This is a genomic window from Ralstonia sp. 25C (genome assembly GCF_051904805.1).
Lineage (GTDB): Bacteria > Pseudomonadota > Gammaproteobacteria > Burkholderiales > Burkholderiaceae > Ralstonia.
Map to the genome: position 1 here is coordinate 399,979 of NZ_CP196737.1, position 26,889 is coordinate 426,867.

The following is a 26,889-nucleotide window of genomic DNA, read 5'->3' on the forward strand; positions in this document are numbered from 1 at the left end:
TCAGTCGTCTTTGGCGCGCGTGGCGTTGGCTTCGTCGATCAGGCGCGACATCTCGATACCGCGCTCCACCGAACCATCAAAGTGGAAATGCAGTGTCGGCACCGTGTGGATGTGCAGGCGCTTGAACAGCAGCGAATGCAGGTAGCCAGCCTTCTCGTTCAGGATGGCAGCCGCCGCTTCGGGCTCAGCGCCCAGCACCGTGAAGTAGACCTTGGCGTGTGCATAGTCCGGCGTGAGCGTGACGGACTGCAGCGTCACCAGCCCCATCGCCGGGTTCTTGATTTCGCGCTGGATCAGCTCGGCCAGATCGCGCTGGATCTGGTCAGCAATGCGCACGTTACGGCCCGAGGCCGATCCCGATTTCTTCGGCATAGTGTGTTCCTCACACGGGGATCGCCAGCACACGCCAGCGCCCCAAAAAGACAAAACGGTGGCGCGGGACGCGCCCGGGCCACCGTCGCAAAATCGAGCCGGACACCGAAGCGTCCGGCCAACGCATTACAGCGTACGCGCCACCTCGGTGATCTCGTAGATCTCGAGTTGATCGCCTTCCTGAACGTCGTTGAAGTTCTTGATCGACAGGCCGCATTCGAAGCCCTGCTTCACTTCCTTCACATCGTCCTTGAAGCGCTTGAGCGAATCGAGCTCGCCCGAGAAGATGACCACGTTCGCACGTAGCACCCGCACCAGCGAGTTGCGCTTGACGAAGCCGTCCAGCACCATACAACCGGCCACCGCACCCACCTTCGGCACGTGGAAGACCTGACGCACCTCGACGAGGCCCGTGGTTTCTTCCTTCTTCTCCGGCGACAGCATGCCCGACATCGCAGCCTTCACCTCATCCACAGCGTCATAGATGATGTTGTAGTAGCGGATGTCGATGCCGTGGTTCTCGGCCAGCTTGCGCGCACCGGCATCGGCCCGCGTGTTGAAGCCGATGATGACGGCCTTCGACGCGGTTGCCAGATTGACGTCCGACTCGGTGATGCCACCCACCGCCGCGTGCACGACCTGCACACGCACTTCGTCGGTCGACAGCTTCTTGAGCGAATGCACCAGCGCTTCCTGCGAGCCCTGCACGTCGGCCTTGATGATCAGCGGCAGCGACTTCACGTCGCCTTCGCTCATCTGTTCCAGCATGTTTTCCAGCTTGGCAGCCTGTTGGCGCGCCAGCTTCACATCGCGGAACTTGCCTTGGCGGAACAGCGCGATTTCGCGCGCCTTGCGCTCGTCCGGCAGGACCAGCACTTCTTCACCAGCGCCCGGCACTTCCGATAGACCCTGGATTTCCACCGGGATCGACGGGCCAGCTTCCTTCGCCGGCTTGCCGTTTTCGTCGAGCATGGCGCGCACGCGGCCGTAGGCCGTGCCCGCGAGCACCACGTCGCCGCGCTTGAGCGTACCGCTCTGCACCAGCACCGTCGCGATCGGGCCCTTGCCCTTGTCCAGCTGCGCTTCCACCACCAGACCCTTGGCCGGTGCATCCACCGGTGCCTTCAGTTCCAGCACTTCGGCTTGCAGCAGCACGTTTTCCAGCAGGCTGTCGATGCCTGCGCCGGTCTTGGCCGACACCGGCACGAACGGTACGTCACCGCCGTACTCTTCCGGAATCACGCTTTCAGCCACCAGTTCCTGCTTGACGCGGTCCGGGTTCGCTTCAGGCTTGTCGACCTTGGTGATCGCCACGACGATGGGCACGCCAGCCGCCTTTGCGTGGGCGATGGCTTCCTTCGTCTGCGGCATGACGCCGTCGTCGGCCGCCACCACCAGAATCACGATGTCGGTCGCCTTGGCACCGCGCGCACGCATGGCCGTAAAGGCCTCGTGACCCGGGGTGTCCAGGAAGGTGATGACGCCGCGATCGGTTTCGACGTGATACGCGCCGATGTGCTGCGTGATGCCGCCGGCTTCACCCGCCGCAACCTTGGCGCGACGGATGTAGTCCAGCAGCGAGGTCTTGCCGTGGTCGACGTGGCCCATCACCGTCACGACCGGCGGACGGGTTTCGGCTTCGGCGTTGGTTTGCTCCTGCACACCCTCAACCAGCAGCGCTTCCGGATCGTCCAGCTTGGCTGCGACCGCCTGGTGGCCCATTTCCTCGACCACGATCATCGCGGTCTCCTGGTCCAGCACCTGGTTGATCGTGACCATCTGGCCGAGCTTCATCATCTGCTTGATGACCTCGGCGGCCTTGACCGACATCTTGTGCGCCAAATCGGCCACAGAGATGGTTTCCGGGATGTGCACTTCACGCACGACCGGCTCGGTCGGTGCCTGGAAGGCATTGCGGTTGTCGTCGCCATGGCGGTTGCGGCCGCCCTTGGAGCCCGAACGCCAGCCGTCGGCACCGCCGCCGGTGTCGCCACGGGTCTTCAGACCGCCACGCTTACCGGTACGGTTATCGTCTTGCCAGCCCGACTTGCCACGACCGCCCTTCTTGTCGCCAGACGGCGAGCTCGGTGCCGCAGCGGCGGGTGCCGGTGCAGCGGGCTTCTTGGCAGCCGCAGCGGGGCGTGCTTCGCCAGCCGGCTTGACCGGCTTGTGCAGCGTGCCCATTTGCTCGGCCTTCTTGACTTCTTCGGCCTTGCGCTCGGCGGGCGTCTTCAGCACGCGAGCCGGCGCGCTCATCATTTCGCGGATGGCGCGGGCTTCGGCCTCGGCTGCTTCGCGGCGCTTGCGCGCGGCATCTTCCTCGGCCTTGATCTTGTCGGCGGCAACGCGGGCTTCGTCAGCAGCCTTCTGCGCGGCTTCGCGCTCGGTTGCCAGACGTGCGGCGTCTTCCTCGGCCTTGCGGCGCGGGGCTTCGTCCGACGCTTCAGCAGCAGCGCGGGCAGCCACGGCTTCCTCTTCCGCCTTCTTGGCAGCGAGTTCAGCCTGGCGCTTCTGCTCAGCTTCGGCGGCTTCCTGGCGGGCGCGGCGCTCGGCTTCCTCGCGCTCCATCGCTTCCTGGCGCGCTTTCAGCTCGGCCTCCTGGCGGGCCAGCAATTCGGCCTGGCGGCGCTGTTCTTCCTCGCGACGTGCGATCTCCTCGGCGTCGACAACCGGGGCAGCCGGTTCAGCTTCGGCTTCTGCCGGTACCGCGCTCGGCTCGTCACGCTTGACCAGCACGCGCTTCTTCTTGACTTCCACTTGCACGGTGCGTGTCTTGCCGGTGGCATCCGCCTGGCGGATCTCACTGGTTTCGCGCTTGGTGATCGTGATCTTCTTGCGCGCGCCATCCTCGGCGCTGCCGTGTGCTCGCTTGAGATAGTCGAGCAAACGGGTCTTGTCCGATTCGGTGATGACGTCTTCCGGCGTCGCCTTTTGCACGCCCGCGGCCTGCAACTGTTCCAGCAGCGCCGAAGCGCTACGGTTCAATTCGCCAGCGAGTTGGGCAACTGTTGTGCTTGCCATTCAAACCCTTTCGATGCTTGGTTTTAAGTGAGATTGCGAAAAACGATCAACGCTCGGTCGCAACGTCACGAAAACCAGTGTTCACGCGCCTTCATGATCAGCGCCTTGGCTTGTTCTTCGTCGACGCCGGTCATTTCGACCAGTTCGTCCACGGCCAGCTCGGCCAAGTCGTCGCGCGTCTGGATGTTCCCCTCGGCCAGCTTGCCGATCAGCTCCGGGGTCAGCCCCTCGAGGTCGCGCAGGTCTTGCGACACCTTCTCGACCTTTTCTTCCTTCGCCAGCTCCATCGTCAACAACACGTCACGGGCGCGGTTGCGCAGCTCGTTGACGGTGTCTTCGTCGAACGCTTCGATTTCCAGCATTTCCTGCAGCGGCACGTAGGCCACTTCTTCGAGCGAGCTGAAGCCCTCTTCGATCAGGATGTCGGCAACCTCTTCGTCCACATCCAGCTTCGCCATGAACAGCTGGCGAACCACGGAGCTTTCTTCAGCCTGCTTCTGCGCAGATTCGGCCGGCGTCATGATATTGATCTGCCAACCGGTCAGCTCCGACGCCAGACGCACGTTCTGGCCGCTACGGCCGATGGCCACGGCGAGGTTTTCCTCGTCGACCACCACGTCCATGCTGTGCTTTTCCTCATCCACGACGATGGACTGCACTTGCGCGGGCGCCAGCGCGCCGATCACAAACTGCGCCGGGTCTTCCGACCACAGCACGATGTCCACGGCCTCGCCGCCGACTTCGTTACGCACTGCCGTCACACGCGTGCCGCGCACGCCAACACAGGTACCAATCGGGTCGATCCGCTTGTCGTGCGCAACGACCGCAATTTTCGCACGCACGCCTGGGTCACGCGCGGCCGCCTTGATCTCCAGCAGGCCCTGTTCCATTTCCGGCACTTCGTTCTCGAAGAGCTTGATCAGGAAGTCCGGGCAGGTGCGTGACAGCTCAATCTGCGGGCCGCGTGCGGTGCGGTCGACATTCAGGATGTACGCGCGGACGCGGTCGCCCGTGCGCAGGTTCTCCTTCGGGATCATCTGGTCGCGTGCCAGCAGCGCCTCGACGCGGCCGGTTTCAACGATCAGGCCCTTCTTGTCGGCGCGCTTGATCGTGCCGGTCATGACCTTTTCGCCACGATCCAGGTAGTCGTTCAGGATCTGCTCGCGCTCGGCATCGCGGATGCGCTGCAGGATCACCTGCTTGGCGGCTTGCGCGCCGATGCGGCCAAATTCGACCGACTCAATCTGCTCTTCGACAAAATCGTCGACGTCGATGTCAGGATCCTGCTCCTTGGCTTCGAACAGCAGAATCTGCTTGTCCGGCTCCTGCAGGCCTGCATCGTCGGGAACGACGAGCCAGCGACGGAAGGTTTCGTGTTCGCCCGACTCGCGGTCGATCGCCACGCGCACATCCACGTCTTCTTCAAAGCGCTTCTTGGTCGCCGAAGCCAATGCGGCCTCCAGCGCCCCGAACACCACATCCTTGTCGACGTTTTTTTCGCGCGCAAGCGCATCGACGAGCAACAGAACTTCGCGGCTCATTGCTTGTTCCCTTTGTTTCGATTTCCTTTGAAGTCCAGCACGGGCACCAGCCGGGCGCGGTCCAACTCCGCCAGCGTGAATTCCAGCAGTGCCGGGCCATCCTTGCCCTCGAATTCGAGGCCGATCCGTTCCTGACCCGGCTCCCCCGTCGGAGCCTGAATGATCCCCGTGAAATTCTTCTGTCCGCCCACTGGCAGACGCAGCGTCACCTTAGCCTCAAGGCCAGCGAAGCGCGTGAAGTTGACCAGCGTGCGCAGCGGGCGATCCAGCCCCGGTGACGACACTTCCAGCCGTTCGTAGTTGACGTTTTCAACCTCGAACACGCGCGTGAGCTGATGGCTCACTTTTTCGCAATCTTCAATGACGATACCGTTTTCCGCCTGATCGATATACACGCGCAGCAACCCGGCTGGCGCGCGTTCCACTTCCACCAGCTCGTAACCCATGGCGGTGAGGGTTTTCTCAATCAGATCAGTCAGATGCACGTTTTTCCTGAAGAATTTCCCGGTCTGGCCAACCTGCTGAAGCAAAAAAAAATGGGCGCAACGCCCATATCATTCGCCCATCTTCTGCAGGATGACTTTTGATTAGACTCACATTGTAATCCGTCTCGGGGCAAAACGCAAAGTTTGCCCCGAGAGATCGCAGAATCCGCTGTGCGGCGGATTGCACCCACAATGCTCAGCGCTTGCCGCCGCGCTTCCCGCCGCCGCGCGGCGCCTTGTTGCCGTTCGGCATGCCGCCACCGCTCTTGCCAGCAGGGCGTTTGCCACCGAGTGTGCGATTGCCGTCACGCATGCCTCCGCCCACACCACCAGAGCCACCACGCCCGTCCGGGCGCCCGCCCATCCGGGTACGCGCGGTCAGCGTCGTCGGGCCACCCACGTTGATGTAGCCCATGGACGTCTGCATCGGATCCGGCTGGCGCGGGCTCGACTGACGGCGTTGCGCAGGTTGAGCGCGGTTGCCATTCTCAATACCCATACCGCGTGATTGGAAGTTCGCTTCCCCGGTAAAGCCCGACGACATCGGCCCCATCAGCACCGGCGCCGGCTGGCGACGACGATCACCCTGGCGACTCTTCTCACCCGAGCTGGCCGTCGGGACCTTCATGCCCAGCGTGCCCATCAGCGTGCGCACATCTTCGGGCGAGACCTCTTGCCAGCGCCCACGCTTGAGGCCGCGCGGCAGCACAAAACTGCCATAGCGCGTCCGGATCAGGCGCGACACGGTCAAGTTGACCGCTTCAAACATGCGGCGCACTTCGCGATTGCGGCCTTCCGTGAGCGCAACGTGGTACCAGTGATTGACACCCTCACCGCCGCCGTCAGCGCAACGCAGGAAATTGGCTTCGCCATCCTGGAGCTGGATGCCGTGCAGCAGCTTCTGACGGTCCGTTTCAGCCAGTTCGCCCAGCGTGCGCACTGCGTATTCGCGCTCCACACCGTAACGCGGATGCATAAAGCGGTTCGCAATGTCGCCGGACGTCGTGAAGATCAACAGACCTTCGGTATTGAAGTCCAGGCGGCCGACGGCGACCCACTTCCCGGTCTTCATGCGCGGCAGCGCATCGAACACGGTCGGACGGCCATCCGGATCGGACTGACTGACGATTTCGCCGGCCGGCTTGTGATACAGCAACACACGCGGGGGCTTATTGGGCAGCTTGCGCTGGATCAGCTTGCCGTTCACGCGCACCTGGTCGGTGGCGAGAATGCGCTGGCCGATGTGCGCCGGCAGACCGTTCACGGAGACGCGACCTTGCAGGATCAGGTCCTCCATGTCGCGGCGCGAGCCGAGGCCAGCGTCAGCTAGGATCTTGTGCAGCTTGGGCGCATCGTCCTCGGCAGTGAGCTCACGCACCTTGCTGGACTGCGGCGCGCCGCCAGCATCGACTTCGGCGTCGTACGCGCCGGAAATCACGTACTGGAAGACGTCTTCGGAACCCTTGCCACCCTTGGGGCCCTTGCCACTGCGATTCTGGCTCGGGCTGCCAGCCTTGCCTTGCGGCTTGCCGTTGCGGTTCTGCCCCTTGCCACGGCCACCCGCTTGCTTGCCAGCGCCCGCACCTTCAGTACGTTCGGCACGTTCCGCTGTTGGCTGTCCCTCGCCCTGGCGACGACGGTTCTTGCCGAAACGGCCGCGCGGGCCACGTCGCTCACCTTGGCCCTCTGCCGGTGCCTGCTCCGCCGGTGCAGCGCCCTCAGCCACGACTACAGGCTCGCCAGCCGCATCCTTCGGTTTGCGCGCCCGTGGCGCCCGGCTCTTGCGGGCTTGCGCAGGTTGACCTGCCTCCGCGCCTGCCGCATCGCCGGACTCGCCTTCTGGGCGGCCCTCTTGCGGCTGGCGGCGCGAGGCCACGAGGTTGCGCAGACCGCGGCGCAGTCCTTTACGGCGCGGCGCGGACTCGGTCCCGTCACCGCCCTCTTGTCGTGGCGGCTGAGCGTCGGCATCGGCCGGCATACGTGTATCCATGGAATCTGGCTGGGTACTCACAACGTCTTTCAAAAAATCTAAGGGATCAGGCCATGTGCCGACTCTACGGCTGGCATGGCATTACGAATGTTCGCTCGAGGCAGCCGAAGACGGCTCGGCCGTGGTCTTGTGCTCGTCTTCCGACTCGCCCTCCAGCACGCTGGCAAGGGGCGAGTCGGCTTCCGCAGCAGGTTCGCCGTCAACAACGGGAGACTCGCTCGATGCCTCAATCGGTGCATCGACGTTCCCATCGGCTTCCGGTGCGCCGTTATCGGGGGCTTCGTTGACCAACTCGGTCAGTTCCGCCACCGCAATGGCGCCACCCTCAAACTCGATCGCACCCTGCTCCAGCAGGCTTGCCTGTGCCTGGGCGCGGGCATCTTCCAGCGGCGGCAGTTCATCCAGCGAGCGCAGCCCGAGATCATCCAAAAACTGCTTGGTGGTCGCATACAGCGCGGGGCGACCAGGCACGTCGCGATGACCGATCACCTCGATCCAGCCACGGTCCTCAATCTGCTTGATGACCTGCGTATTGACGGTCACGCCACGAATGTCTTCGATATCGCCGCGCGTCACCGGCTGGCGGTACGCGATGATTGCCAGCGTTTCCATCACGGCGCGCGAGTACTTGGGCGGCTTTTCCGGATGCAGGCGATCGAGATACACACGCATCTCTGGGCGGCTCTGCAGGCGCCAACCCGAAGCCAGCGCGACCAGTTCGACGCCGCGATTGAGCCAATCCTGGCGCAGCTCTTCGAGCAACACGCGGATGGTGTCCGCGGAAACGTCTTCGTCGAACAGCTTGCGCAAGTCATTGACTCGCAACGGGTCCTGCGCGCAGATCAGCGCGGTCTCGAGGACGATTTTCGCCTCTTGGGTATTCATCAGGTTGAACGGTTCGTCATTGCTCGCGCGCGGCAGGTCGCCGTCACGCTTGAGGTTTGTCGTTCCGCCGCGACGCACGCGGCATTTCAGAATGCTGTTGCCCGCCCGGGCCCGGCGCGCGATGGCCAATGGAGATTCAATTGGGCCATGCACCGTAACGCAGTGGCTTTGCCCGCAAAAAAAGGGCCGGAGGAGCGAGTTGATCCGGTGCCGGTCAGGCACCACAAGGGCAATTTCTTCCGCCGCCATGGGGACGGATACTGCACCGGGCGGCTGCCGAAGAGACTGGCCACCTGCCCGAATCGACGGTCCAGGGCGGCATTGCCGCTGGATGGCGTCGCCTGGTGCCGCGCTTGGGATTGTTAATTTGCGCGGAGGGCGAGTCGAATTGTGGTCGATTGTAGGGCAATTTCTGGCGGCGCCGCAACCGGGAAGATGTTTGAACTCGCCATCCCAGGCGGGATCACCATCCCCGGCGCTTCAAACGCCTACAGCACCAAACAGAAGCCGTGTGCGTTGAGCATCTCTGGCAGCCAGGCGGCGCAGACCAATCCCCAGATACCGAATGCGGCAATGGTGGCGCCCGCCGCGCCCCGCGCCCATCGGAGACGAGACAACCCACGCAACCAGCCGGCGAGCCCCGACATCATCAGTAGATTCGGTAGCGTGCCCGCACCAAAAGCCAGCATGACCACAGCGCCGGAGGCTGCGTTGCCTGCCAACAACGCAACGGCGAGCGCGCCGTAGACCATGCCACACGGCACCAGCCCCCAGGCGAGTCCGATCATGTAGCGACGAACCAACGGAGGCTGCGCGCCCAAGCGACCTCCCAGCCGGGCGGCCAAACCGGACACGCCTCCCGCCAAGCGACCCAGCACTCGCTCCACCATCGGGGCGCGCCAGGCATCCCCCGTTGTTCGCAAGAGCAGCAAAAGCCCGTACGCCAGCAGCAGCGAGCTGGCCAGTGCAAACAGCCCGCGTTGGATGGGCAGCCACTGCTGACGCCAAACCGTCGCGCCCAGCGCACCCATGGCAGCGCCCAACAACGCATACGTGGTCAACCGCCCTGCGTGCATGACCACCTGCTCAAACCACAGCCGGCGGCGCGACACGATACGCACCGGCGCAGCGCCCCGCTCTGCGGCAAGCGCAACGCCGCTGCACATCGCCAAACAATGCACCCCCCCAAGCAGCGCGATCAGAAAAACGCTCAACAGCGCAGCCGCACTCATCTTTTTGATGCTCTTTTGATATGGACCAAAGTTATGGTTTTACGCGCGGGAATCAACTGGGTTTTCCGCGATTCACGCCATCGGAAACATCCGATAGCAGCAAGGTCGTCGCTATAATACGGCCCAGTTGCACCATAAGAATTTCTCATTTCACCCGCTCGAAATTCACGCCCCCGCCTGTGCTCACACGAATCGCACTCTCCGACCAAGCCTCGCGCTGCTCCACCTGCGTACTGGGGCAAATCTGCCTGCCTGTGGGCATGAATTCGGATGACGTGCGCAAAATGGATGAGCTGGTGACCGAGCGCATCCGCATCAAGAAAGGGCAAACGCTGTATGCACTGGGCGATCCGCTCGAGGGCGTGTACGGCATTCGGTTTGGCACACTCAAAACACATCTGACGCTGGAAGACGGCCGCCACCAGATCACCGGTTTTCACCTGCCGGGCGAGATTGTCGGGTTGGATGGTATTGGCGATATGCGGCATGTGTCGGATGCCACGGCGCTGGAAGACACCGAAGTCTGCGTGGTGCGCTATGACGAATTGCAGCAGCTTTCGCGTCGGCTGCCGTCGCTGCAGCATCAGTTTCTGCGGATCATGAGCAAGGAGATTTCGCAGGACCACCAGATGCTGCTGACGCTCGGCTCGATGCGCGCCGAGGAACGCCTGGCCGCGTTTCTGCTGAACCTGTCCAAGCGTTCGGCGCAGCGTGGGTACTCGTCCACCGAATTCGTGCTGCGTATGAGCCGTGAAGAACTCGGCAGCTACCTGGGCCTGAAGCTGGAAACCGTGAGCCGTCTGTTTTCGCGCTTTGCGGAGGCGGGCCTGATCCAGATCCGCCAGCGCCACGTCAAGCTGATCGACATGGCGGGCCTGCGCCAAGTGATGAGCGGTCAGGCCACCTGAACCCGCCTTCCCCACTAAACCCGCCTCCGGCAGCCGCTCAAATGAGCGGATGCTCATGCGCTTCGAGTTTGCCGATACCCGGCGACACATACAGCGTGAGCGCGCTCGACAAGCCGCACAACAGCCAGAACACAAAGAAAGACACCGTGTAGACCGCATCGGCCGACACGGTGATCTGCTCGCCGAAAAAGCGCAGGTCTGCGGGATCGACCACCGCAAAAACGACCAGCTCGGCCAGCGCGGCACACAAAAACGCCGGCCACAGGATCCACATCAGGATGCGGCGTTTCATCGGACCTCCGCGTGGGCGGCATCGGCGGAACGCGAAGCCGATACGGCGGCGGTCTTTTCGATCACCAACCCGCGTCGCACAACGTTGTCCTGGATGACCGGGTCGGGATGCGACACGGCCAGCCAGATGGTGACGCCGCATCCAATCATGGCGACGAAGGGGCCGGCCATCAGCAGCCACGGCCAAGGCTCACGCCACCACGGTCGGGCTTGGGCGGAAGTTTGCGTTGCGTGCATCTGTGCCTCCTGTTGGGGATACCGCTGAATACCGCGTTAGCGCGGCACGATGAAGCTGGACGGTTCGCGCAGCACCAAGCTGTCACGATCGCTATCTGCTTGGATGACGAAACGGATCTTGTGCGAGCCGGGCGGTATGTCATCGGCCGGACGGCGCACGAGAACAGGCAGCAACCGGTTGGCTGCGGGGGCCAGTTCGAGCGTGGTCGATTCACCGCTGCCACCGAGCACTTGCAGCGCCGGCAAGCCTTCTGCCGTGACCGTCACGCGCACGGGGCGCTCGGACGCATTCATCAGTTGCAGGCGGTAAACGTTTTCGATTTTGTCGCCATCCACTTCACGCGCCAGCGCGCCGCGGTCGCGAATCACATCCACCTTGAGCGGCTTGCGCATGGCCAGTGCCGTTACAAAACCGGCGATGAGTACCAGCATGATCGTCGTATAGATCAGCACGCGCGGACGCAGCAGGTGCCGGCGGGCCTGCTTCGGCGTCAGGCGCTCGTGCATCGCGCGTTCGGACGTGTAGCGGATCAGGCCGCGCTGGTAGCGCATCTTGTCCATCACCTGATCGCACGCGTCGATACAGGCGCCACAGCCGATGCACTCGTACTGCAGCCCCTGGCGGATGTCGATACCCGTCGGGCAGACCTGCACGCAGATGCTGCAATCCACGCACGCGCCCAGGCCCTGCGCTTCAAAATCCGCATTGCGCGAACGGCTGCCGCGCGGCTCGCCGCGCTCCGTGTCATAGGTGACGACGTAGGTGTCCGGATCGACCATCACGCTCTGGAAGCGTGCGTACGGGCACATGTAGCGACATACCTGCTCGCGCATGAAGCCGGCATTGCCCCACGTGGCGAACGCATAGAACAGCAACCAGAAGGTCTGCCATGGGCCCAGCGCGAACGTCCACACTTCTAGGCCGAGCTCGCGGATGGGCGTGAAGAAGCCGACGAACGAGAAGCCCGTCCACAGCGCAATCACCACCCAGGCAGTGTGCTTGGCCGTTTTCAGGCGCAGCTTGCGCAGGCTCCAGCGCTCGCCGTCCAGGCGGATGCGGGCGAAGCGGTCGCCTTCGATATGCCGCTCGATCCACATGAAGATTTCCGTGTAGACCGTTTGCGGACAGGCATAGCCGCAGAAGAGTCGCCCCGCCACCGCAGTAAACAAAAACAAACCCAACGCCGACAGCACTAGCAGCAGCGTCAGGTAGATCACGTCTTGCGGCCACAGCACAAGACCAAACAGGTAGAACTTGCGTGCGCCGAGGTCGAACAGCACCGCCTGGCGGCCATTCCACTGCAGCCACGGCAGCCCGTAGAAAACGAGCTGCGTGGCCAGCACCAGCCACACACGCCAGCGCGCGAACGCGCCCGTCACGGCGCGCGGATAGATCTTGCGCCGCACCTCATACAGCATCTGTTCCGTCGGTGCATCGTCAACGCCCGCCGCCGAGGTGGCGGCGGCGGGCGTCATGGGGCGCCAGGCTGGCTCTTGGTCGCTCATTGGGTGTGACTCGGGTTGCTATTCGACAGCCCCCAAACGTAGGCCGCCAACATGCGGATCTTCTCGGGCGAGAGCAGGTTCTCGTGCGCCGGCATGGTGTTGTCACGGCCCTTGAGAATGGTCTCGACGATGGTCGCCTCCGAACTGCCGTACAGCCACGTACGGTCGGTCAGGTTGGGCGCGCCCAGCGCCTGGTTGCCCTTGCCGGTGGCCATATGGCAGGCCGCGCAGACCGACTTGAAGGTCGATTCACCGCGCGACGCCTTGATCGGGTCAGACGACAGGCCCGACAGCGACCGCACATAGTGGGCAACGTTGACGGCCTGGTTGCCGTCCACCACTGCAGCCAACGACGGCATGACGCCATGGCGACCCTTGGTGATGGTGGTGAGGATCGTGTCCGGATCGCCGCCATACAGCCAGTCGCCGTCGGTCAGGTTGGGAAAGCCCTTGGAGCCCGCCGCGTCCGAACCATGGCATTGCGCGCAATTGTTCAGGAACAGACGCTGACCGATCTCGTGCGCTTGCGGATCTGCGGCGATTTGCTTGATGTCCATGCTGGCGTAGCGCTCGTAGAACGGGCGCACCGTCGCGTCGGCTTCGGCACGCTGCGCGGCCAACTCACCGCGTGTGGAGAAGCCCAGCACCCCAGCGTATGAACCCAGCCCCGGGTACAGGACCAAGTACCCCAAGGCAAAGACGCACGACAGCAGGAACATCCACATCCACCAGCGCGGCAGCGGGTTGTTCAGCTCGCGCAGGTCGCCGTCCCACACATGGCCCGTATCGTCACCGGCGCTATGCCCCGGCGGAATCTGGATACGCCGTTGCGAGAACAACAGCCAGATACACCACACGATGCCCACCAGAGCAATCGCCGCGATGTAATACCCCCAAAACTCGGAAATGAAGTCGCTCATGATCTTGTGTCCTTATTGATGCGAGTGCGACGCGCGAGCGCGTGCACCGGCGACCTCGGCTTCATCGGGCAGCAGGAACGGCAGCATGGCCGATTCCTCGTTGGCGGCGCGACGATGCGCCGAGAACGCCCACCAACTGATGCCCACGAACAGCACCAGGAACACCGCCGTCGCAATTCCACTCAGGATGGCCATGGCTTACTCCTTGGCGGCAACGGTGGCAGCCGATTCATCGGCGGGCGTACCGGCCATGTCGCGCACGTTGCGAAGCTCAACACCCAGGCCTTGCAGATAAGCGACCACGGCGTCTTCTTCCGTCTTACCGGCAAGCTGCTCACGCGCACCGGCGATCTGCGCATCGGTGTACGGCACGCCAAGCTGGCGCAGCACGTGCATCTTCTTTTCGATGTCGCTGTTGTCGAGCGGCGTCTTGGCAAGCCATGCGTACGACGGCATGTTCGACTCCGGCACCACCTCACGCGGATCGCGCAGGTGGATACGGTGCCAGTCGTCCGAATAGCGCTTGCCCACGCGCGCCAGATCCGGACCCGTACGCTTGGAGCCCCACAGGAACGGATGGTCGAACACCGATTCACCGGCCAGCGAATAGTGGCCATAGCGCTCGGTTTCCGCGCGCAGTGTGCGCACCTGTTGCGAGTGGCAGCCGACACAGCCTTCACGGATGTAGACGTCGCGCCCCGCCAGCCGCAGCGGCGAATACGGCGCAATCCCCTTGACCGGCTCGGTGGTCGAATGCTGGAAGAACAGCGGCACAATCTGTACCAGCCCTGCAATACTGACGACGATGAGCGTCAGCACGATCAGCAAGCCGATGTTCTTTTCCAGCGTTTCGTGCGTGAAGAAACGATTGTTGGATTGGTTGCTCATGTTCGTCTCCTCACTGTGCCGCGACCAGCGGAGCTTGCGCGGGTTGAGGGATCGGTGCATCCACCGCCTTGTTGCCCTGGACGGTCTTGAACACGTTGTAGGCCATCAGCAGCATGCCGCCGAGGAAGCACAGGCCACCCATCAGGCGGATCAAGTAGAACGGATACGTCGCCTTCACTGCTTCCACAAAGCTGTAGGTGAGCGTGCCGTCGGCTTCGGTAGCACGCCACATCAGACCTTGCATCACGCCGGCCACCCACATGGCGGCGATGTAGAGCACCACGCCGATCGTGGCCACCCAGAAGTGCACTTCGATCAGGCGCGTGCTGTACATGCGCTGCTGGCCAAACAAGCGCGGGATCATGTAGTACATCGAGCCGATGGTGATCATCGCCACCCAACCCAGCGCGCCGGAGTGCACGTGGCCGATGGTCCAGTCGGTGTAGTGCGACAGCGCGTTGACGGTCTTGATGGACATCATCGAGCCCTCGAACGTCGCCATGCCATAGAACGACAGCGCCACCACCAGGAATTTCAGGATCGGATCGGTGCGCAGTTTGTGCCAGGCACCCGAGAGGGTCATGATCCCGTTGATCATGCCGCCCCACGACGGCGCCAGGAGGATCAGCGAGAACACCATGCCCAGCGACTGCGCCCAGTCCGGCAGCGCGGTGTACTGCAGGTGGTGCGGGCCCGCCCACATGTAGGTGAAGTTCAGCGCCCAGAAGTGGACGATCGATAGGCGGTACGAATAGATCGGACGCTCAGCCTGCTTGGGCACGAAGTAATACATCATCCCCAGGAAGCTGGTGGTCAGAAAGAAGCCCACGGCGTTATGGCCGTACCACCACTGCACCATCGCGTCCTGCACGCCGGCGTAGGCCGAATACGACTTCCACATCGTCACGGGCAGCTCTGCGTTGTTGACGATATGCAGCAGCGCGATCGTGATGATGTACGCACCGAAGAACCAGTTGGCCACGTAGATGTGCTTGGTCTTGCGCTTGATGATCGTGCCGAAGAACACGATGGCGTAGACCACCCACACCACGGTGATGAGGATGTCGATCGGCCATTCCAGCTCGGCGTATTCCTTCGAGCTGGTGATGCCCAGCGGCAGCGTGATGGCCGCAGCCACGATCACCGCCTGCCAGCCCCAGAAGGTAAAGGCAGCCAGCGTATCGGAGAGCAAGCGCACCTGACACGTGCGCTGCACGATGTAGTACGACGTGGCAAACAGCGCGCTACCGCCAAACGCAAAGATGACGGCGTTGGTATGCAGCGGACGCAGTCGGCCGTACGTCAGCCAAGGCACGCCGAAGTTCAGTTGCGGCCAGATCAACTGGGCCGCGATCAGCGCACCGACCGCCATACCGACGATGCCCCAGACGATCGTCATGATCGAGAACTGGCGCACCACGCGGTAATTGAAGGTCTGGGTGTGCTGCAACGCGCTGGATGGTTCCATGCTTGCTCCCCAAGGTAGTTGGTTTGATGTGGTCATGTTAAGAATCGGACGAGCTTGGGGTCTTGACGTGCATCAAGGCACCCCGACCATCGCGCACAGGTCATTCAGTCCGGCAGTTCAGTCGCGCCGCGTCGCGCTTCGCGCGGGGGTGTCCGGGTCGAGCAAAATCGATTCAGCCGGGCTCTTCATGTCGTCGTATTGGCCCGAGCCGACCGCCCACCACAGCGCCCCCACAATGGCGACCACCGCCATCAGCGACAGCGGGATCAGCAAGAACAGTGTTTCCATTTCCCCCTCCTCGTCCGTGCGCTAGACCGCGCGCGTCAGGCGCCACGCATTGAGCGCCACCAGCAGCGACGACACAGACATCCCCACGCCAGCCACCAGCGGCGACAGCCACCCCAGCGTGGCGAGCGGAATACTGATGGCGTTGTAAGCAAAGGCCCAGGCGAGGTTCTGGCGCACCACGCGCAACGTACGGCGGCCGATCGATACGGCATCGCTAATGGCGGACAGGCGCGGCTCGGTGAGGATCGCGTCGGCGCCGGCCTGGGCGAGCGGCGCACCAGTGCCGATGGCGATCGACACCTGCGCCTGCGCGAGCAACGGCGCATCGTTGATCCCGTCGCCGACCGCCAGCACGCGCGCGCCTTCGGCTTGCAACTTGCGCACATAGGCGCGTTTGTCTTCCGGGCTGGCACCACCGATGGCGTGATCGATACCGAGGCGATTCGCCCACCAGCGCACGGTCTCGGGGGCATCGCCGGACACCAGATGCAAGCGCAGACCCTGCGCGCGCAGCGCATCCAGACAAGCCGGCGCATCGGCACGCGGCGTATCGGCCAGTGTGAAACGCGCGAGCGGCTCGCCATCGCGGCCGAGCCAGATGGAGGTGCACGCCGCGGCCGGGGGCACCTCTTCCATGGGCGCTTCGGCGCCGTAGCGGGTAGCAACGACCGCTCGATGCGCATAACGCGGCGCGGCGAACATCTGCGTGCCCAATCGCACCGGTTGGCCGTCCAGCTCCGCATGCACGCCCTGCCCCGGCACGTTGGTGGCGTGCCCCACCGCCGGCAACGTCATCGGCTCGGGTGTCGCAGCTCGCAGCGATTGCGCGATGGGGTGGTTCTCCGCCTGCTCCATCGCGCAGGCCATCGCCAGGCAGGTTTCAGCATCCACGTGGGAGAAGGTTTCGATGCTGAGCAGGCGCAGGCGCCCCTCGGTGAGCGTGCCTGTTTTGTCCAACAGCACGTCCGTCACGGCCGCCAGGCTTTCGATGGCATGACCACGCGTGACCAGCACGCCGCGCCTTGCCAGTGCCCCGCTCGCTGCGGCCAACGCAGAAGGTGTGGCCAGCGATAGCGCGCAGGGACAACTCACCACCAGCACCGCCACCGTCACGGCAAACATGCGGGTTGGGTCGATCCACCACCAGGCAATCGCCGTCAGCAGCGCCCAGCCCAGCAACACAGCCACGAAGCGGCCAGCCACGCGATCGGCGAGTTCAGCCATGCGCGGCTTGTCACTCAATGCACGCTCGAGCAAATCAACGATGGCGGCCAAGCGTGTCTGCGCGCCCACGCGGCTCACCCGCACGCGCACGGCGCTGACCACGTTGTAGCTGCCAGCCAGCACGGCGGCACCCACATCGCGCGGGCGCGGCACGCTCTCGCCGGAAAGGAGAGACTCGTCGATCTCGGTGACGCCCTGTTCGATGATGCCGTCCGCGGGAAGCACCTCGCCGGCACGCACCTCGACGCAATCACCAGCACAAAGCGCGGCGACAGGAATGGTCTCCACCGCGCCCGTATCGCCATCGACACGGCGGCACGTGGCGGGCAACTGGCGCACCAGAGCTTCGGCGCCAGAGGCCGCACTCTGCCGCGCGCGCAATTCCAGATAGCGCGCCGCCAACAGAAAGGCGACGAACATCGTCACCGAGTCGAAATACGTTTCGCCGTGGCCTTGCAGCGTGGCCATCACACTGGCGACGAATGCCGCACCCATGCCGAGCGCCACCGGCACGTCCATGCCGACATGCGCGTGCCGCAGCTGCTGCCACGCACTGCGGAAGATCGGCCCGGCAGATACGACCACCACGGGGGCCGTCAGCACCAGGCTGGCCCACTGCATCAGGCGCGTCTGGCCCAGCGGAATCTCGCCGCTGTAGAGGTACACCGGCCACGCGTACATCATCACCTGCATCATCCCGAGCATGGCGATGCCAAGGCGGATCAGCAGGCTGCGGCGCTCGCGTGCTTCAGCCGTGCGGCGCGCAGAAGGCTGGTCAGGCCAAGCCTGATAGCCGACGTTGGCGATGGCGGCAAACACCTCCGACAAGCGCACGGCGCCCGCGTCGCCAACTATGCGGGCGCGCTCGGTAGCGTAGTTGACGGTGGCTTCGCGTATGCCCGGCACGCGTGACAGCGCCCGCTCGATCAGCCAGACGCAGGCCGCACAGCGCATGCCGCTGATGGCGAGGGAAAGCTCTTCGGCGCCGTCATTGCGTGTGCGCACAAAGCGCTCGCGCATCACGGGCAGGTCATAGGTCGCCCAGACGGCTTCGGCTTCCGCGCGCTGCTCACCATCGATCGGTTTGGCAAAGGCGATTGGGCCGTCGTAGACGTGGCCCATGCCCGACGCGTGCAAGGTCTGCGCGACCGCCTGGCAGCCGGCGCAGCAAAAGTCACGGGGGTGTCCGGCAATCTCGCCGTGGAGCGCAGTGCCCGCGTCGAGATCGGAGCCGCAGTGATAGCAGGTGACATGCGACGCCCGCGTCTCGCCGGCCTGGGTCGGCAAGCTTGTACCGACAACCGGTGCGGTCGGGAGATTGGGGGCGAGTGTCGTCGTCATTATGAGGTGATGCTAGCCAGCATCCCCCAGGGCCCCCTTGATACGAATCAAGCGTGTCCAATTAAAAATGGAACGGAATAAGCGCCTTTTACGGCACTCTAGACACACGGTGCGGCCCCACAAAAAAATACGGCGCCTATAGTGAATAGCTGCACTGGGCAAACAGGAGGGCGCCGTGGCAACCGAATTCAGCCTGTACAACATTCACTGCGAATGGGGCGAGCACGGGGCATCCGCGCTGGCACCGCATTGCGACGTGGTCATCGTGGTGGACGTGCTGTCCTTCTGCACTTGCGTGGACGTTGCCGTGGCGCGCGGTGCGCGCATCTACCCGTATCCGTGGCGGGATGGCAGCGCCGAAACCTTTGCTCGCCGGGCGGGCGCCATGCTGGCGGGCACCAACCGCAGCCAACCGGGCTACACGCTGTCGCCCGCGTCGCTGCGTGAATTGCCGATGGGCAGCAGCCTCGTCCTGCCCTCCCCGAATGGGGCGACGCTGGCACTGGCCACGGGGTCGACGCCGACGTTTGCAGGCTGCTTGCGCAATGCGCGCGCCGTGGCGGAAGCGGCATCGCGGCTGGGCCGTCGCGTGGCCGTGGTGGCATCTGGAGAACGCTGGGCCGATGGCAGCCTGCGTCCCGCGCTCGAAGACTGGCTGGCGGCTGGCGCCATCGTCCATCACCTGTCGGAGACGGTGGCCGGCTTCCTACCCCAGGCGCTGTCGCCCGAGGCCCTGGCCGCCCGCGCCATCTACCGCGAAGCCTCCCAGACGGGAATGATGAAGGCGTGGATGCTGGATTCCGTCTCGGGCCGCGAACTGTGCGAACGTGGCTTTACCGAAGACGTGACCATCGCCTCGCAGACGGATGTGAGCAACATCGCGCCGATGCTGGTGGAAGGCGCGTTCCGCAACGTCAATCGGAAGAACGAGCCCACGGCGCAGGACTTCTTTGGCGCAAGTTTGCGACCGGCGCCCACGCCGTCTTCGCACCGCAACCCGCCGCTATCGCACTAGGCGAATCAGCGGGTCGGCGGTCGTCAGGTCAGCGACGTATCCACCTCGCGGCGCGGTGCCTCGAGGTATTCGCGCGACTGCATCTCGATGATGCGCGAGACGGTGCGCTGGAATTCGTTGGCCATCTGGCCTTCGGTATAGAGCTCGTCTGCCGGCACTTCGGCCGACATCAGCAGCTTGACCTTGTGGTCGTAGAACACGTCGATCAGCCACGTAAACCGGCGCGCTTCGGAGGCCATGCGCGGCGTCATCTTCGGCACGTCAGCCAGGATGACGGTGTGGAAACGCGAGGCGATTTCCAGGTAGTCATTCTGCGAGCGCGGCCCGCCGCACAGTGTGGCGAAATCGAACCACACCACGCCACCTGCCTTGCGCGCGGCGCGAATCTCTCGGTGTTCAATGTGCAGCACTGGCGAGTCATCCGGGCCCTCTGCCACGGCGGCAAACGCATCACGCAACGCCGAGTTCGCCTTGGCGCCCAGCGGCGTGTGATACGCCTGCACCTGCTCCATCGCGCGCTTGCGGTAGTCGATGCCGGCATCGACGTTCAGCACATCCAGCTTCTCTTGCAGCAGCGCAATGGCGGGCAGCACACGGTCGCGATGCAGGCCGTCCGGATACAGCAGATCCGGCCGGTAGTTGGACGTCATCACAAACTGCACGCCGTTGGCGAACAGCTGATCGAGCAGCCGATGCAGGATCATCGCGTCAGCGACGTCGCTGACATGGAATTCGTCAAAGCAGATCAGGCGGTATTTCTTGGCGATGCGGCGCGCGAGTTCGTCCAGCGGATCGGCGCGGCCACGCAACTCTTCCAGTTGACGATGCACCTCGCGCATGAACTCGTGAAAGTGCAGGCGCGTTTTGCGCACCAGCGGCACGCAGCTATAGAAGGCATCCATCAGGAACGACTTGCCGCGCCCTACCCCGCCCCACATGTAGACGCCGCGCGGCAATTCCGGGCGCACCAGCATCTTGCGCAACGCGCTTGAGCGCCGAGCCTTGTAGGCGCTCCATTCGTCGTAGCACTGCTGCAGGCGATCGACGGCACGTTGCTGCGCCTCGTCGGGCTGATAGCCGCGCGCCTTCAGTTCCTGTAGGTAGGTTTCCTGGACGTTCATCTGCTTGATGTGCGTGGGGCCAGCCGTTTGGCGGCCCAAATGGACCGATGCCCGGCATCTTGTGGATAGCCGGGCATCGTGCCTGTCTTAGGACAAGCGATTACATATTGAGCTGACGCTTGTCGACAGCCAGCGCAGCTTCGCGCATCACTTCCGACATCGACGGGTGCGGATGGCAGATGCGGCCGATGTCTTCCGCCGCAGCCTTGAACTCCATCGCCACCACGGCTTCGGCTACCAGATCCGAGGCGTTGGCAGCAACGATGTGCACGCCCAGGATTTCGTCGGTCTTCGCATCGGCGATGACCTTCACGAAACCGTCGGATGCGCCCATGCCCAGTGCACGGCCATTGGCCATGAACGGGAACTGACCAGCCTTGGTCTCACGGCCTTCGGCCTTGAGCTGCTGTTCCGTCTTGCCGACCCATGCGATTTCCGGGAAGGTGTAGATCACCCACGGAATGCAGTTGTAGTCGATGTGCGGCTTCTGGCCGACGATGCGCTCGGCCACAGCCACGCCTTCGTCTTCTGCCTTGTGCGCCAGCATCGGGCCACGCACCACGTCACCGATCGCCCACAGGTTCGGCAGCTTGGTCGCGCAGTGGTCGTCCACCTCGATGAAGCCACGCGGGTCCGTTGCCATACCGATGGCTTCCAGGCCCAGGTTGTCGGTGTTCGGCACGCGGCCGATCGAGACGATCAGCTTGTCGCATTCCAGCACTTGTGCAGCGCCTGCAGCGTCGGTGTAGTTCACCTTCACGCCCTTGGCCGACGATTCGATCTCGCCAACCTTCACACCGACGTTGATCTTCAGGCCCTGCTTGGTCAGCAGCTTGTTGGCTTCCTTCGCAACGGATTCGTCAGCCGCGCCGAGGAAGCTCGGCAGTGCTTCGAGAATCGTCACTTCCGAACCCAGACGACGCCACACCGAGCCCAGCTCCAGGCCGATCACGCCAGCGCCGATCACGCCCAGCTTCTTCGGCACTTCGGCAAACTTCAGTGCGCCTTCGTTGTCGGCAACGATCACGTTGTCGACCGGCACGTTCGGCAGATGGCGTGCCTTCGAGCCCGTGGCGATGATCACATGCTTGGCGGTCACGACTTCCGTGCCGGCCTTGCCCGCGACTTCCACTTGGTAGCCAGCGTCGGTCTTGCCGACGAACTTGCCGTAGCCCTTGAGCAGCGTCACCTTGTTCTTGCGGAACAGGAACTCGATGCCCTTGGTCATCTTGCCGACGATGTCGTCCTTGCGCTTGAGCATCTTGGCCACGTTGACCTTGACGCCGTCCACCGTGATGCCGTGGTCGGCCAGGTGGTGGTTCACGTTCTCAAACTCTTCCGACGAAGCCAGCAGCGCCTTCGACGGAATGCAACCCACGTTCAGGCAAGTGCCGCCCAGACGCGGCTCGCTCTTCGGATCGTCGTAGGCGTTGCCTTCGCAGCACGCCACGTTCAGGCCCAGCTGGCCAGCGCGGATAGCGGCGATGTAACCACCGGGGCCGGCGCCGATCACCAGCACGTCAAATTCTTTGCTCATGGAGAAATCCTCGATTCGGACGCCGCCGCACAGCGTGGGCGGCGTCTCGTGTCATCAACGCAGTCGATTACAGGTCCAGCAGCAGACGTGCGGGATCTTCCAGCGCTTCCTTCATCGCCACCAGGCCCAGCACAGCTTCGCGGCCGTCGATGATGCGGTGGTCGTAGGACATGGCCAGGTAGTTCATCGGGCGAACCACGACTTGGCCGTTTTCCACCACAGCGCGGTCCTTCGTGGCGTGCACGCCCAGGATGGCCGATTGCGGCGGGTTGATGATCGGGGTCGACAGCATCGAGCCGAACGTACCGCCGTTCGAGATCGAGAACGTGCCGCCGGTCAGGTCGTCCAGCGTCAGCTTGCCGTCCTTGGCCTTCTGGCCGAATTCAGCAATCTTCTTCTCGATGTCGGCCAGGCTCATCTGGTCGGCATTGCGCAGGATGGGCACCACCAGGCCGCGCGGCGAGCCGACAGCGATACCGATGTCGAAGTAGCCGTGGTAGACGATGTCGTTGCCGTCCACCGATGCGTTGATGACCGGGTACTTTTTCAACGCGTGCACAGCCGCCTTCACAAAGAACGACATGAAGCCCAGCTTCACGCCGTGGGTCTTCTCGAACTGGTCCTTGAACTTGGCACGCAAGTCCATCACCGGCTTCATGTTGACTTCGTTGAAGGTGGTGAGGATGGCGTTGGTCGATTGCGACTGCACCAGGCGCTCGGCGATACGGGCGCGCAGGCGGCTCATCGGCACGCGCTCTTCCGGACGGTCGCCCAGGGCGGCGAAGTCGACCGGTGCAGCGACTTGCTGCAGGGCCGGACGTGCGGCTTGCGGAGCAGCCGCAGTAGCCGGCTTGGCGCCACCAGCTACGGCACCCAGCACGTCGCCCTTGGTGATGCGGCCATCGCGGCCCGTGCCGGCCACTTGACCAGCCGACAGGTTGTTTTCAGCCATCAGCTTGGCAGCCGACGGCATGGCCACGCCACCCGTGGCAGCAGCAGCAGCGGCCGGAGCAGCGGCTGCCGGTGCGGGTGCAGCAGCGGCCGGAGCCGGGGCAGCGGCTGCCGGTGCGGCGGCGCCTGCCTTGCCTTCGGTGTCGATCTTGGCCAGCAGTTGTTCCGACGTGACGGTTGCGCCGTCCGCCACCAGCACTTCAGCCAGCACGCCAGCCGACGGAGCCGGCACTTCCAGCACGACCTTGTCGGTCTCGACTTCGATCAGGATTTCGTCCTGGGCTACGGCTTCGCCCGGCTTCTTCTTCCAGGAGATCAGCGTGCCTTCTTCAACGGACTCGGAAAACTGCGGGACCTTGACATCAACGATAGCCATTTCGGTGGTTCCTTGGATTCATGTGTGCGCGCCCTTCTGAGCGGGGCCGCGCTCAATTCGTATATGGAATGGAATTCGACGGTCGAATTCGGGTGCGGAGATGCGCCAAGGCGACAGCCGAAGCTGCCGCCTTGATGCGCGCGTCGCTTACTTGGTCAGCACGAAGCCCTTGAGCTTGGCGAATGCCGCATCGATCAGCGCCTTCTGCTGCTCGTTGTGCTTCGCGTAGTAGCCCACGGCCGGCGATGCCGATGCCGGGCGGCCTGCATAGCCCAGCTTCTGACCGTCGTTCATGTTTTCCATGATGTAGTGCTGCACGAAGAACCAGGCGCCCTGGTTCTGCGGTTCGTCCTGGCACCACACCACTTCGGCGAGGTTCGGGTACTTCTTCAGCTCAGCCGCAAACGCCTTGTGCGGGAACGGATACAGCTGTTCCACACGGATGATGGCGGTGTCGGTCTGGCCGCGCTCCTTGCGAGCGTTGACCAGGTCGTAGTAGACCTTGCCCGAGCAGGCCACGACGCGCTTCACCTTGGCGGCGTTCAGGTCTTCGGCCGTATCGGCGATCACCGTTTCGAAGTGCCCCTTGGCCAGATCGCTCAGCGGCGACACCGCGTCCTTGCTGCGCAGCAGCGACTTCGGCGTCAGGATGATCAGCGGCTTGCGGAACATCCGGATCATCTGGCGACGCAGCAGGTGGAAGATCTGCGCCGGCGTGGTCGGCTGCACCACTTGCATGTTGTGGTCTGCGCAGAGCTGCAGGTAGCGTTCCAGACGCGCCGAGCTGTGCTCCGGACCCTGACCTTCGTAGCCGTGCGGCAACATCAGCGTCAGACCCGAGGCGCGGCCCCACTTCACTTCGCCCGACGAGATGAACTGGTCGATCACGACCTGCGCGCCGTTGGCGAAGTCGCCGAACTGGGCTTCCCAGATCACCAGGGTGTTCGGCTCGGCCGACGAGTAGCCGTACTCGAAGCCCATCACGGCCTCTTCGGACAGCACCGAGTCGATCACGGTGAACGGTGCCTGGCTTTCCGACACGTTCTGCAGCGGGATGTAAGTACCGGCGTCCCAACGCTCGCGGTTCTGATCGTGCAGCACGGCGTGGCGGTGCGTGAACGTACCGCGGCCAGCATCCTGACCGGTAATACGCACCGGGTAGCCCGACGCCACCAGCGAGGCGAATGCGAGATGCTCGCCCATGCCCCAGTCCAGCGACAGATCGCCCTGACCCATCTTGGCGCGGTTGTTGACGACGTTCTCAACCAGCGGGTGCAGCTTGAAGTGCTCGGGGATGGCGGTGATGCGCTCAGCCAGACGCTTGAGTTCAGCCATCGGCACAGCCGTATCAGCCGAGTCCGTCCACTTGCGGTTCAGGAACGGCAGCCAATCCACTGCGAACTTGTTCTTGAAGTTCGACAGCACCGGGTCAACCGTGTGCTTGCCGGCGTCCATGGCGGCGCGGAACTCCTGTACCAGGGCGTCCGGCTCTTCGGCCTTCAGCGTGTTCTGCGTGACCAGCTTGTCAGCGTAGAACTTGCGCGTGCCGGGGTGCGTACCGATCTTCTTGTACATCAGCGGCTGCGTCATCGCCGGCGTGTCTTGCTCGTTGTGGCCGAGCTTGCGGAAGCAGATGATGTTGACCGCGATGTCCTTCTGGAACTCCGTGCGGAAGTCCACGGCCAGTTGCATGGCCAGCACGACGGCTTCCGGATCGTCGCCGTTCACGTGCAGGACCGGCGCTTCGATCATCTTGACCACGTCGGTGCAGTACAGCGTCGAGCGCGAATCGCGCGGGTCCGACGTCGTGAAGCCGATCTGGTTGTTGATGACGATGTGGATCGTGCCGCCCGTGCCGTAACCACGCGTTTGCGCGAGGTTCAGCGTTTCCATCACAACGCCCTGGCCAGCGAAGGCTGCGTCACCGTGCACCTGCACAGCCAGCACTTGCGCGCCGTGCTTGTCGCCGCGACGCTCCTGGCGTGCCTTGACCGAGCCTTCCACGACCGGGTTGACGATTTCCAGGTGCGACGGGTTGAACGCCAGCGACAGGTGGACGGGGCCGCCCGGGGTCGTCACGTCGCTCGAGAAGCCCTTGTGGTACTTCACGTCGCCGGCCGGCAGGTCGTCCACGTGCTTGCCTTCGAATTCGGCAAACAGATCAGCCGGCATCTTGCCCAGCGTGTTGACCAGCACGTTCAGACGGCCGCGGTGGGCCATGCCGATCACGATTTCCTGCACGCCCTTGGCGCCGGAATGCTGGATCAGTTCGTCCATGGCCGCGATGAAGCTCTCGCCGCCTTCCAGCGAGAAGCGCTTCTGACCGACGTACTTCGTATGCAGGAAGCGCTCGAGGCCTTCAGCGGCCGTCAGGCGTTCCAGAATGTGCTTCTTCTTTTCAGCCGAGAACGTCGGCTTGGAGCGAATGGTTTCCAGACGCTCTTGCCACCAGCGCTTCTGCGCCTGGTCGCTGATGTACATGAACTCGGCCCCGATCGAGCCGCAGTACGTTTCGCGCAGGTTGTTGACCAGCTCGCGCAGGCTCATCGATTCCTTGCCGAAATACGTGTTGCTGGCGTTGAAAACGATGTCCTGGTCGGCTTCGGTGAAACCGTAGAAAGCCGGGTCCAGATCCGGAACCGGGGGGCGCTCCTGACGCTTGAGCGGGTCAAGATCGGCCCAACGCAGGCCCACGTTGCGGTAGGCAGCCACCAGCTGCGTTGCCGCCACGCGCTTGCGACCCATATCGGAATCGGCGGACGCGACGATCGTCTTGATCGGGCCAGACTTGGCGCGCTCAGCGAACGAGGTGACGATGGGGGCGTGGGGGATATCCCGGGCGTTGGAACCGTTGACGGCGGGGACGTTCTGCAGCGCATCGAAGTACGCGCGCAGTGCCTCGCTAACGGACGTGGGATCTTGAAGGTACGCTTCGTACTGATCTTCAACGTAGGCGGCGTTACCGCCGGACAGGTACGAAGTGTCCAGATACTGCTTATACAGCTCAGTCATGGGGCGCTCACTTTTCTCCGGGTCTGCCGGAGTTCAGCGGGTTCATCAACCTTCCGCGACACGGCTTGACCGGTTAGCGGATCGCAAACTAAATCGCCTGAAATCACCTGATCGGACCGGATCGCGCATGGCAGAAAGGAGGCACCGAGACAGCTTTTACAGACAAGTTGTGCGGGAAGGACCTAAGTCTTCACGGGCGGGAAGCATAGCACGTTTATAACGAATATTCCGATTCCTTGACGTGCCAAGAAACCGTTGTTTTGACACGTCAAAGGATCGT

The 26,889-nt window shown here is 63.6% G+C and carries 22 protein-coding genes; 2 read left to right on the top strand and 20 right to left on the bottom strand.

Going from position 1 to position 26,889, the window contains the following annotated elements; translation table 11 throughout:
* The 7 genes from rbfA to ACS7SF_RS01830 all read right to left on the bottom strand — a co-directional run bounded on the left by rbfA (position 1) and on the right by ACS7SF_RS01830 (position 9,526).
* Complete coding sequence (gene rbfA, locus ACS7SF_RS01800) at positions 1 to 372, bottom strand: 30S ribosome-binding factor RbfA (protein WP_045786654.1); 372 nt, start codon at positions 370 to 372, stop codon at positions 1 to 3.
* A 126-nt stretch (positions 373 to 498) separates the two neighbouring features.
* Entirely contained in the window at positions 499 to 3,393 is a 2,895-nt protein-coding gene (gene infB / locus ACS7SF_RS01805) for a translation initiation factor IF-2 (RefSeq protein WP_439891425.1), read from the bottom strand.
* A gap of 65 nt (positions 3,394 to 3,458) precedes the next feature.
* Positions 3,459 to 4,934, bottom strand: a complete 1,476-nt coding sequence (gene nusA, locus ACS7SF_RS01810) for a transcription termination factor NusA (RefSeq protein ID WP_426393652.1) — start codon at positions 4,932 to 4,934, stop codon at positions 3,459 to 3,461.
* Positions 4,931 to 5,419 carry a ribosome maturation factor RimP gene (gene rimP, locus ACS7SF_RS01815; RefSeq protein WP_439892672.1) on the bottom strand — a complete coding sequence of 163 codons (489 nt, stop codon included), beginning with the start codon at positions 5,417 to 5,419 and terminating at the stop codon, positions 4,931 to 4,933. Before rimP ends, nusA begins: the two co-directional genes overlap by 4 nt.
* Positions 5,420 to 5,615: 196 nt before the next feature.
* Positions 5,616 to 7,397: a 23S rRNA pseudouridine(2605) synthase RluB gene (gene rluB, locus ACS7SF_RS01820; protein ID WP_439892673.1), complete on the bottom strand. Its 1,782-nt coding sequence runs from the start codon at positions 7,395 to 7,397 to the stop codon at positions 5,616 to 5,618.
* A gap of 93 nt (positions 7,398 to 7,490) precedes the next feature.
* Entirely contained in the window at positions 7,491 to 8,294 is an 804-nt protein-coding gene (gene scpB, locus ACS7SF_RS01825; protein ID WP_439892674.1) for an SMC-Scp complex subunit ScpB, read from the bottom strand.
* Positions 8,295 to 8,782: 488 nt separating this feature from the next.
* Positions 8,783 to 9,526, bottom strand: a complete 744-nt coding sequence (locus ACS7SF_RS01830) for a sulfite exporter TauE/SafE family protein (RefSeq protein WP_439891426.1) — start codon at positions 9,524 to 9,526, stop codon at positions 8,783 to 8,785.
* A 233-nt stretch (positions 9,527 to 9,759) separates the two neighbouring features.
* Between ACS7SF_RS01830 and fnr the strand changes: the two genes are divergently transcribed.
* Positions 9,760 to 10,434, top strand: coding sequence for a fumarate/nitrate reduction transcriptional regulator Fnr (gene fnr / locus ACS7SF_RS01835; protein WP_439892675.1), 675 nt, complete (start codon positions 9,760 to 9,762; stop codon positions 10,432 to 10,434).
* Positions 10,435 to 10,471: 37 nt separating this feature from the next.
* Here fnr and ACS7SF_RS01840 read toward each other — a convergent pair whose 3' ends face one another.
* The 9 genes from ACS7SF_RS01840 to ACS7SF_RS01880 form a co-directional block, all read right to left on the bottom strand.
* Positions 10,472 to 10,726 carry a hypothetical protein gene (locus ACS7SF_RS01840; RefSeq protein WP_439891427.1) on the bottom strand — a complete coding sequence of 85 codons (255 nt, stop codon included), beginning with the start codon at positions 10,724 to 10,726 and terminating at the stop codon, positions 10,472 to 10,474.
* The gene (locus ACS7SF_RS01845; protein ID WP_439891428.1) at positions 10,723 to 10,962 is read right to left on the bottom strand and encodes a FixH family protein; all 240 of its coding nucleotides are present in this window, start codon (positions 10,960 to 10,962) and stop codon (positions 10,723 to 10,725) included. Before ACS7SF_RS01845 ends, ACS7SF_RS01840 begins: the two co-directional genes overlap by 4 nt.
* Positions 10,963 to 10,998: 36 nt before the next feature.
* Positions 10,999 to 12,468: a cytochrome c oxidase accessory protein CcoG gene (gene ccoG / locus ACS7SF_RS01850; protein ID WP_439891429.1), complete on the bottom strand. Its 1,470-nt coding sequence runs from the start codon at positions 12,466 to 12,468 to the stop codon at positions 10,999 to 11,001.
* Entirely contained in the window at positions 12,465 to 13,388 is a 924-nt protein-coding gene (gene ccoP, locus ACS7SF_RS01855) for a cytochrome-c oxidase, cbb3-type subunit III (RefSeq protein WP_439891430.1), read from the bottom strand. Before ccoP ends, ccoG begins: the two co-directional genes overlap by 4 nt.
* Before the next feature lie 12 nt (positions 13,389 to 13,400).
* The gene (locus ACS7SF_RS01860) at positions 13,401 to 13,583 is read right to left on the bottom strand and encodes a cbb3-type cytochrome oxidase subunit 3 (protein WP_439891431.1); all 183 of its coding nucleotides are present in this window, start codon (positions 13,581 to 13,583) and stop codon (positions 13,401 to 13,403) included.
* Positions 13,584 to 13,586: 3 nt separating this feature from the next.
* Positions 13,587 to 14,276, bottom strand: coding sequence for a cytochrome-c oxidase, cbb3-type subunit II (ccoO, locus tag ACS7SF_RS01865; RefSeq protein WP_439891432.1), 690 nt, complete (start codon positions 14,274 to 14,276; stop codon positions 13,587 to 13,589).
* A 10-nt stretch (positions 14,277 to 14,286) separates the two neighbouring features.
* Positions 14,287 to 15,744 (bottom strand): cytochrome-c oxidase, cbb3-type subunit I, encoded by a 1,458-nt coding sequence (gene ccoN, locus ACS7SF_RS01870; RefSeq protein ID WP_439891433.1) that lies wholly within the window; start codon positions 15,742 to 15,744, stop codon positions 14,287 to 14,289.
* A 117-nt stretch (positions 15,745 to 15,861) separates the two neighbouring features.
* Positions 15,862 to 16,032 (bottom strand): cbb3-type cytochrome oxidase assembly protein CcoS, encoded by a 171-nt coding sequence (gene ccoS / locus ACS7SF_RS01875; RefSeq protein ID WP_426393671.1) that lies wholly within the window; start codon positions 16,030 to 16,032, stop codon positions 15,862 to 15,864.
* Positions 16,033 to 16,053: 21 nt separating this feature from the next.
* The gene (locus ACS7SF_RS01880) at positions 16,054 to 18,597 is read right to left on the bottom strand and encodes a heavy metal translocating P-type ATPase (protein WP_439891434.1); all 2,544 of its coding nucleotides are present in this window, start codon (positions 18,595 to 18,597) and stop codon (positions 16,054 to 16,056) included.
* A 175-nt stretch (positions 18,598 to 18,772) separates the two neighbouring features.
* On the opposite strand from ACS7SF_RS01880, the gene ACS7SF_RS01885 reads away from it, so the two are divergent.
* Entirely contained in the window at positions 18,773 to 19,612 is an 840-nt protein-coding gene (locus ACS7SF_RS01885; RefSeq protein ID WP_439891435.1) for a 2-phosphosulfolactate phosphatase, read from the top strand.
* 23 nt (positions 19,613 to 19,635) lie between these two features.
* Here ACS7SF_RS01885 and zapE read toward each other — a convergent pair whose 3' ends face one another.
* The 4 genes from zapE to ACS7SF_RS01905 all read right to left on the bottom strand — a co-directional run bounded on the left by zapE (position 19,636) and on the right by ACS7SF_RS01905 (position 26,609).
* Positions 19,636 to 20,733, bottom strand: a complete 1,098-nt coding sequence (gene zapE, locus ACS7SF_RS01890) for a cell division protein ZapE (RefSeq protein ID WP_426393676.1) — start codon at positions 20,731 to 20,733, stop codon at positions 19,636 to 19,638.
* Between the two features lie 100 nt (positions 20,734 to 20,833).
* A complete protein-coding gene (gene lpdA / locus ACS7SF_RS01895; RefSeq protein WP_439891436.1) occupies positions 20,834 to 22,270 on the bottom strand; it encodes a dihydrolipoyl dehydrogenase in 1,437 nt (478 codons plus the stop codon).
* 67 nt (positions 22,271 to 22,337) lie between these two features.
* Positions 22,338 to 23,597 carry a 2-oxoglutarate dehydrogenase complex dihydrolipoyllysine-residue succinyltransferase gene (gene odhB / locus ACS7SF_RS01900; RefSeq protein WP_439891437.1) on the bottom strand — a complete coding sequence of 420 codons (1,260 nt, stop codon included), beginning with the start codon at positions 23,595 to 23,597 and terminating at the stop codon, positions 22,338 to 22,340.
* 147 nt (positions 23,598 to 23,744) lie between these two features.
* The gene (locus ACS7SF_RS01905) at positions 23,745 to 26,609 is read right to left on the bottom strand and encodes a 2-oxoglutarate dehydrogenase E1 component (RefSeq protein ID WP_439891438.1); all 2,865 of its coding nucleotides are present in this window, start codon (positions 26,607 to 26,609) and stop codon (positions 23,745 to 23,747) included.
* Positions 26,610 to 26,889: the final 280 nt, after the last annotated feature.

Coding starts and splice junctions, on each gene's coding strand:
- ACS7SF_RS01905 (WP_439891438.1), bottom strand. CDS start 26,609: ATGACTGAGCTGTATAAGCAGTATCTGGACACTTCGTACCTGTCCGGC.
- ACS7SF_RS01845 (WP_439891428.1), bottom strand. CDS start 10,962: ATGCACGCAACGCAAACTTCCGCCCAAGCCCGACCGTGGTGGCGTGAG.
- zapE (WP_426393676.1), bottom strand. CDS start 20,733: ATGAACGTCCAGGAAACCTACCTACAGGAACTGAAGGCGCGCGGCTAT.
- odhB (WP_439891437.1), bottom strand. CDS start 23,597: ATGGCTATCGTTGATGTCAAGGTCCCGCAGTTTTCCGAGTCCGTTGAA.
- ACS7SF_RS01830 (WP_439891426.1), bottom strand. CDS start 9,526: ATGAGTGCGGCTGCGCTGTTGAGCGTTTTTCTGATCGCGCTGCTTGGG.
- lpdA (WP_439891436.1), bottom strand. CDS start 22,270: ATGAGCAAAGAATTTGACGTGCTGGTGATCGGCGCCGGCCCCGGTGGT.
- ccoS (WP_426393671.1), bottom strand. CDS start 16,032: ATGGAAACACTGTTCTTGCTGATCCCGCTGTCGCTGATGGCGGTGGTC.
- infB (WP_439891425.1), bottom strand. CDS start 3,393: ATGGCAAGCACAACAGTTGCCCAACTCGCTGGCGAATTGAACCGTAGC.
- ccoN (WP_439891433.1), bottom strand. CDS start 15,744: ATGGAACCATCCAGCGCGTTGCAGCACACCCAGACCTTCAATTACCGC.
- rbfA (WP_045786654.1), bottom strand. CDS start 372: ATGCCGAAGAAATCGGGATCGGCCTCGGGCCGTAACGTGCGCATTGCT.
- rluB (WP_439892673.1), bottom strand. CDS start 7,397: ATGCCGGCCGATGCCGACGCTCAGCCGCCACGACAAGAGGGCGGTGAC.
- ccoO (WP_439891432.1), bottom strand. CDS start 14,276: ATGAGCAACCAATCCAACAATCGTTTCTTCACGCACGAAACGCTGGAA.
- ccoG (WP_439891429.1), bottom strand. CDS start 12,468: ATGAGCGACCAAGAGCCAGCCTGGCGCCCCATGACGCCCGCCGCCGCC.
- ACS7SF_RS01840 (WP_439891427.1), bottom strand. CDS start 10,726: ATGAAACGCCGCATCCTGATGTGGATCCTGTGGCCGGCGTTTTTGTGT.
- ccoP (WP_439891430.1), bottom strand. CDS start 13,388: ATGAGCGACTTCATTTCCGAGTTTTGGGGGTATTACATCGCGGCGATT.
- ACS7SF_RS01880 (WP_439891434.1), bottom strand. CDS start 18,597: ATGACGACGACACTCGCCCCCAATCTCCCGACCGCACCGGTTGTCGGT.
- ACS7SF_RS01860 (WP_439891431.1), bottom strand. CDS start 13,583: ATGGCCATCCTGAGTGGAATTGCGACGGCGGTGTTCCTGGTGCTGTTC.
- scpB (WP_439892674.1), bottom strand. CDS start 8,294: ATGAATACCCAAGAGGCGAAAATCGTCCTCGAGACCGCGCTGATCTGC.
- nusA (WP_426393652.1), bottom strand. CDS start 4,934: ATGAGCCGCGAAGTTCTGTTGCTCGTCGATGCGCTTGCGCGCGAAAAA.